Consider the following 6940-nt stretch of genomic DNA (forward strand, 5'->3'; position numbering starts at 1 on the left):
ACCCGCGCCGCCCGCGCCGACGCCGACGCCTGGCTCGACCGGGTCGGGCTCGACGGCCTCGGCGACCGGCGGCCCTCGGCGCTGTCCGGCGGCCAGCGTCAGCGCGTCGCCCTCGCCCGCGCGCTCGCCGCCCACCCCGCCGCGCTGCTGCTCGACGAGCCGCTCGCCCAGCTCGACGTCAGGACCGCCGCGGCCCTGCGCGACGTCCTGCGCAGCCAGGTGCGCGCCACGCGCACAGCCGTCGTCCTCGTCACGCACGACGCCCTCGACGCGCTCACGCTCGCCGACGAGGTCCTCGTGCTCGTCGACGGCGAGGTCGTCGAGCGCGGGCGGCCCGCGGACGTCCTCGCCGACCCCGCCCACCCGTTCACGGCCGCGCTCGCGGGGACCAACCTGCTGGTCGGGACGGTGGCCGACGACTGCGGAGGACCGGTCCTCGTGACACCCGACGGCGTGCGCGTCCCGTGCCCGGGCGGCGTCCCGGCCGGTGCTCCCGCCCAGCTCACCTTCCCGCCGCCCGCCGTCTCCGTCGGTCCCGTGCCGGCCGACGCCGGTGCGGGGGAGCGCGGGACGCACGCACGCTGGGAGGCCCGGGTCGTCGACCTCGAGCCCGGGACCACCGGCGTCCGCGTCCGCACGACCGGCGACGTCCTCGCCGACGTCCCGCCCGCACGCGTCCCCGACCTGGACCTGCGGGTCGGCGCCACCGTGACCCTCACGGTGCCGTACGACGCCCAGCGCCTGCGCGCCCGCGGGTGACCTGAGACCGGTCGCGGCGCCCGCTCCGCCGACGCGCCGCGCACGGTTGCCCCGGGAGAAACCTCACAGGGGGCACGACGGCGCGGTGCGGGAAGTGTTCCCGCCGCGCAACGTCGCCGGTGGGCCGGGCGAAACATGCCGTTCGTAGCGTCGGCGACGTCCGAGCCACCCCCCACGTCCGTCCCGGAGGTCCCCATGGCGACACCGCTCGCGACCCCCGACGCCGACACCGCGTCGACCCCCTCGACCCTCGCGACGCCCGTCGCGACCGGAGCCCCGCTCACCGTCCGCCCGGGCCGCTGGATCGACGGCTGGAACCCCGAGGACGGCGCCCAGTGGCGCTCCGTGGGCAAGGCCGTCGCCGCCCGCAACCTCGGCCTGTCGGTGTTCGCCGAGTTCCTCGGCTTCGCCGTCTGGGCACTGTGGAGCATCGTCGTGCCGCAGCTGCCCGCCGCGGGCTTCGCGCTCAGCGTCGACCAGATGTTCTGGCTCATCGCCGTGCCGAGCCTCGTCGGCGCGACGCTGCGCATCCCCTACACGTTCGCGGTGCCGCTGTTCGGCGGCCGCAACTGGACCATCGTGTCCGCGCTCCTGCTGCTCGTCCCGACGACCGCCCTCGCGTTCGCCGTGCAGAACCCGCAGATCCCGTTCGAGGCGCTGCTCGGCATCGCCGCGCTCGCGGGCGTCGGCGGCGGCAACTTCGCGTCGTCGATGGCGAACATCTCGTTCTTCTACCCGGAGGCGGAGAAGGGCCGGGCGCTCGGGCTCAACGCCGCGGGCGGCAACATCGGCACCGCCGCGGTGCAGCTCGCCGTCCCGCTCGTCATCGTCGCGGGTGCCGGCGTGCAGCTCGAGCGGGCGGGCCTCATGTTCATCCCGCTGGCGCTCGTCGCGGCGTTCCTCGCGTGGCGGTTCATGGACAACCTGTCGAACGCGAAGGCCGACCCGCGCTCGTACGGCGTCGCGACGCGCGACAAGCACACGTGGATCATCTCGTTCATCTACATCGGCACCTTCGGCTCGTTCATCGGGTTCTCCGGGGCGTTCCCGACGCTGCTCAAGGCCCAGTTCCCCGAGGTCACGCTGTCCATCGCGTTCGCCGGGGCGCTCGTCGGGTCGATCTCCCGGCCGCTGGGCGGGACGCTGGCCGACCGGCTCGGCGGGGCGCGCGTCACCATCGCCGCGTTCGGCGTCATGGCCCTGGGCACCGTCGGCGCGATCTTCGCGCTGCGGGCGCACCACTTCGTGGCGTTCTTCGTGTCCTTCCTCGTGCTGTTCGTCGCGACCGGCGCGGGCAACGGGTCGGTCTACCGGATGATCCCGGCGGTGTTCCGCCACGGGGTCAAGGACGACGAAGCCAGGGCGCGCCGGGCCAAGGCCGCGGCGGGCTGCATCGGCATCGCGGGTGCCGTCGGCGCGATCGGCGGGTTCCTCGTCCCGCGCGGGTTCGCCGTCTCGACGTCACTCACCGGAAACATCCAGGCGGCACTGTGGGTGATCGTCGGGACGTACGCGGTCATGGCCCTCACCACGTGGGCCGTGTACCAGCGTCGCGGCTCGGCCTTCGGCTCCACCGTCATCTGACGCCCCCCTCTCGCACCGGAGGACACCAGAAGCGTGACGGCCATCACGACCGCGCAGCACGAGCACACGTCGACGACCCAGGTCGCGACCGTGTGCTCGTACTGCGGTGTGGGCTGCGGCGTGCTCCTCGACGTCGTCGAGGACTCGTCCGGCCGCACCGTCCGCAAGGCGAGCGGCGACAGGTCGCACCCGTCGAACGGCGGGCGCCTGTGCACCAAGGGCGCGACGAGCGCCGACATGCTCGCCGCGGGCGGGCGCCTGACGACCGCGCTGGTCCGCACGGACCGCGGGGCCGAGCCGGCGCCCGTCCCCGTCGACGACGCGATCGCGACCGTCGCGGCCCGGCTGCGCGCGATCCTCGACGAGCACGGCCCCGACGCCCTCGCGCTGTACGTCTCCGGGCAGATGAGCATCGAGGCGCAGTACCTGTCGAACAAGCTCGCCAAGGGGTACCTGCGGACCAACCAGATCGAGTCGAACTCGCGCCTCTGCATGGCGAGCGCGGGCACCGGCTACAAGCTCTCGCTGGGCGCCGACGGGCCGCCCGGGTCGTACGACGACCTCGACCACGCCGACGTCTTCCTCGTCATCGGCGCGAACATGGCCGACTGCCACCCGATCCTGTTCCTGCGCCTGCTCGACCGGGTCAAGGCCGGGGCGAAGCTCATCGTCGTCGACCCGCGCCGCACCGCGACGGCCGACAAGGCCGACCTGTTCCTGCAGGTCCGCGCCGGGACCGACATCGCGCTGCTCAACGGCCTGCTGCACCTGCTGGTCGAGGCCGGCGCGGTCGACGAGGAGTTCGTCGCCGAGCACACCGAGGGCTGGGACGCGATGCCCGCGTTCCTCGCCGACTACCCGCCGTCCGTCGTCGCGGAGACCACCGGCATCCCCGAGGCCGACCTGCGCGCCGCCGCCGAGCTCATCGCCGGGGCGGGGAACTGGGTGTCGTGCTGGACCATGGGGCTCAACCAGTCGACGCACGGCACCTGGAACACGAACGCCCTGGTCAACCTGCACCTCGCGACCGGTGCGCTCGGCCGGCGCGGCAGCGGGCCGTTCTCCCTGACCGGCCAGCCCAACGCGATGGGCGGCCGCGAGATGGGCTACATGGGACCCGGCCTGCCCGGCCAGCGGTCCGTGCTCGACCCCGCCGACCGCGCGTTCGTCGAGGACCTGTGGGACCTCGCCCCCGGCACGCTGCGCGCCGACGGCATCGGGCGCGGCACCGTCGAGATGTTCGAGCGCATGGCCGCGGGGGAGATCAAGGCCTGCTGGGTCGTGTGCACCAACCCCGTCGCGTCCGTCGCGAACCGGCGGACCGTCATCGAGGGCCTCGAGCGAGCCGAGCTCGTCGTCACGCAGGACGTCTTCGCCGACACCGAGACCAACGCGTACGCCGACGTGGTCCTGCCTGCCGCCATGTGGTCCGAGGCCGACGGCGTCATGGTCAACAGCGAGCGGACCATGACGCTCGCCCGGCGCGCGCTCGACCCGCCCGGGCAGGCGCTGCCCGACTGGCAGCTCATCGCGCGCGTCGCGACCGCCATGGGCTTCCCCGGGTTCGACTACGCGTCCTCCGCCGAGGTCTTCGAGGAGATCCGCCGCTCGACGAACCCCCGCACCGGCTACGACCTGCGCGGCGTCACCTACGACCGGCTCCGCGAGGGCCCCGTCCAGTGGCCCGCCGCGCCCGACGGCCCCGCCCGCAACCCCCTGCGCTACCTCAACGACGGCGTCAGCCAGCCGCTGCACGTCCGCGACGACGGCACGCGCCCGCGCCTGGTCTTCCCGACCCCGTCCGGTCGTGCCGTCTTCCACCCGCGACCGCACCTGCCCGCCGCCGAGATGCCCGACGATGACTACCCGTTCCTGCTCAACACGGGCCGCGTCCAGCACCAGTGGCACACCCTGACCAAGACCGGGAAGGTCGCGAAGCTCAACAAGCTCAACCCCGGCCCGTTCGTCGAGCTGCACCCGGTCGACGCCGAGCGTCTCGGCGTCCTCGACGGGGCGACCGTCGAGGTCGCGTCGCGGCGAGGTCGGGCCGTCCTGCCCGCCGTCGTGACCGACCGCGTGCAGCCGGGCGCGCTGTTCGCGCCGTTCCACTGGAACGACCTGTTCGGCGAGTACCTGTCGGTCAACGCCGTCACCAACGACGCCGTCGACCCGCTGTCCTTCCAGCCCGAGCTGAAGGTGTGCGCCGTGGCGCTGACCCTGGTCGCGCCGCCCCCGCCGAGGTCCCGTCCGTCGACCGGTGCCGGGGCGGGGCGCGCTCCCGGGGGGACGACGGTGGTCGGGGCCGACGGGACGCGCGGCGACGCGGAGGTCGCCGGTTTCGGCGACGACGCGCGGTCCGCCGCCGCGGCCGCGCTGGTCGGCGGCCTGCCCGACACCACGCCCGCGTCCGACGGTGCCAGCGCCATGCGGGCACTGGCCGCTGCGCTCGGCCTCGACGACTTCGGCCCGCCCGTGCTCGGCGACGACGAGCGTCGCTACCTCGCCGGGTTCCTCGCGGGCCTCGGCGGCGGTGTGCCGGGCACGCCCGTGCTCCCCGCGACCGCCCCGCTCGACGGCACCGCCGCGCTCTGGGTCGACGGCCTGCTCGCGGGCATGTTCTCCCGGGCGCCGCACGCGTCGGGCCACCCCGCCGGCCCGTCTGGCGCCGCCCCGGTCGTCGCGCCGCCCCGACCGCTCGTCGTCCTCTGGGCGTCGCAGACCGGCAACGCCGAGGAGCTCGCCGCACGCGTCGCCGCCCGCCTGACCGCCGGGGGCCGCCCGCCGCAGGTGCTCGCGATGGACGAGGCGGTCGGCGCCCTCCCGCGTCGCGCGGACCTCGTGGTCGTGACCAGCACGTTCAGCGACGGCGACGCCCCCGACAACGGCGCGGACTTCTGGGAGGCGCTCGCCGACCCGGAGGCGCAACGCCTCGACGGCACCCGGTTCGCCGTCCTCGCCCTCGGCGACTCGAGCTACGACCAGTTCTGCGGGCACGGCCGTCGCCTCGACCGGCGGCTCGCCGAGCTCGGTGCGGAGCGGATCGTCGACCGCGCCGACTGCGAGCCCGGCGACGACGAGACGGCCCAGGCGTGGGAGGACTGCGTCGTCGCCGTCCTGACCGGCCCTGCCGCTGCCACGCCGTCTGTGGGCGGTGCGGCGGACGCGGTCGAGGACGGCCCGTCGGCGGGCGCGAAGTCGACACCCGACGGCGATGATCACGGCGGCGTCCGCAGCGGCGGCGGCTCCGCGAGCGAGCCGACCTTTCGACCGGTCGCCGACCCCACGCATGACGCCGTGGCCGCCGACGGCACGACTGCGGCAACCGGTGCTGTCACGGGCGCGGCCACCCGCCGGAACCCGGGCCGCGCGCGCCTCGTCGGCAACCGCCTGCTCAACCTCGCCGGCTCCGCGAAGGAGGTCCGCGAGCTCTGGTTCGACACGACGGACAGCCCCGCGCTGCTCGACTACGCCGCGGGCGACGCGCTGGCGATCCGGCCGGTCAACTCGACACCGGTCGTCGAGGAGTGGCTCGCGGCGACCGGGCTCGACGCCGACGCGGTCGTCGACGTCGAGGGCGTCGGGGCGGTGCCGTTCGGCACGGCTCTGCGCGACGAGCTCGACGTCACCCGACCGTCGAACGACCTGCTGCGGTTCGTCGCCGACCGGTCCGGCAGCGAGCGCCTGCGCCGGCTGCTGCGGTCCGACAACCGCAACGACCTCGCGAAGTGGCTGTGGGGGCGGCAGGCCGTCGACGTCGTCGCGGAGTTCGGGATCGACGCGACCGCGCAGGAGTGGGCGTCGGTGCTGCGCCGCCTGCAGCCGCGCCAGTACTCGATCTCCTCGAGCCCGCTCGTCGACCCGCACCGCATCCGCCTCACGGTCTCGGTCGTCCGGTACGACGGCCCGTCGGGCGCGGCCCGCGGGGGTGTGTGCTCGTCGTTCCTCGCGGACGCGGGCACCGACGTCGACGTGTCCGCGTTCGTGCAGCCGTCGGCCCACTTCCACCCGCCGCAGGACCCGACCGTCCCGATGGTCATGGTGGGCCCGGGCACCGGTGTCGCGCCCTTCATGGGCTTCCTCGCCGAGCGTCGCGCCCTCGGGCACACCGGCGACAACTGGCTGTTCTTCGGCGAGCAGCACGCCGCGACGGACTTCTACTACCGCGACGAGCTCGACGCCTTGCGCGGCGACGGTCTGCTCACCCGGCTCGACACCGCCTTCTCCCGCGACCAGCGGTCGAAGGTCTACGTGCAGGACCGGATGCGCGAGCACGGCCCCCAGCTCTGGTCCTGGCTCGAGCGAGGCGCGCACCTGTACGTGTGCGGCGACGCCTCCCGCATGGCGAAGGACGTCGACGCGACGCTGCGCGAGGTCGTCTCCGTGCAGGGCGGCCTCGACGCCGAGGAGTCGGCGGCCTACGTCAAGCGCCTCTCCACCGACCGCCGCTACGCCCGCGACGTCTACTGATCCACCGCCCGGCCCACTCAGCAGTCGGTGGGCTGGGGGATGTCGGTGCAGAGGTCGTCGACGAGTCGGGCGCGGCGTTCTTCGATGGTGAAGGGGGTGCTGGTGGTGGTGGTCTGGGCGGTGCCGGGGA

The 6940-nt window shown here is 74.6% G+C and carries 3 protein-coding genes; all 3 read left to right on the forward strand.

The window, feature by feature from the left end; genetic code table 11:
* A partial coding sequence (locus CBZ_RS12075; protein WP_130781786.1) for an ATP-binding cassette domain-containing protein occupies positions 1–759 on the forward strand: 759 nt, incomplete at its 5' end.
* Positions 760–954: 195 nt separating this feature from the next.
* Complete coding sequence (locus CBZ_RS12080) at positions 955–2343, forward strand: MFS transporter (protein ID WP_130781787.1); 1389 nt, start codon at positions 955–957, stop codon at positions 2341–2343.
* A 33-nt stretch (positions 2344–2376) separates the two neighbouring features.
* Positions 2377–6810, forward strand: coding sequence for a bifunctional nitrate reductase/sulfite reductase flavoprotein subunit alpha (locus CBZ_RS12085; protein ID WP_130781788.1), 4434 nt, complete (start codon positions 2377–2379; stop codon positions 6808–6810).
* The last annotated feature ends 130 nt before the right edge of the window (positions 6811–6940 follow it).

This window comes from Cellulomonas biazotea (genome assembly GCF_004306155.1).
Lineage (GTDB): Bacteria > Actinomycetota > Actinomycetes > Actinomycetales > Cellulomonadaceae > Cellulomonas > Cellulomonas biazotea.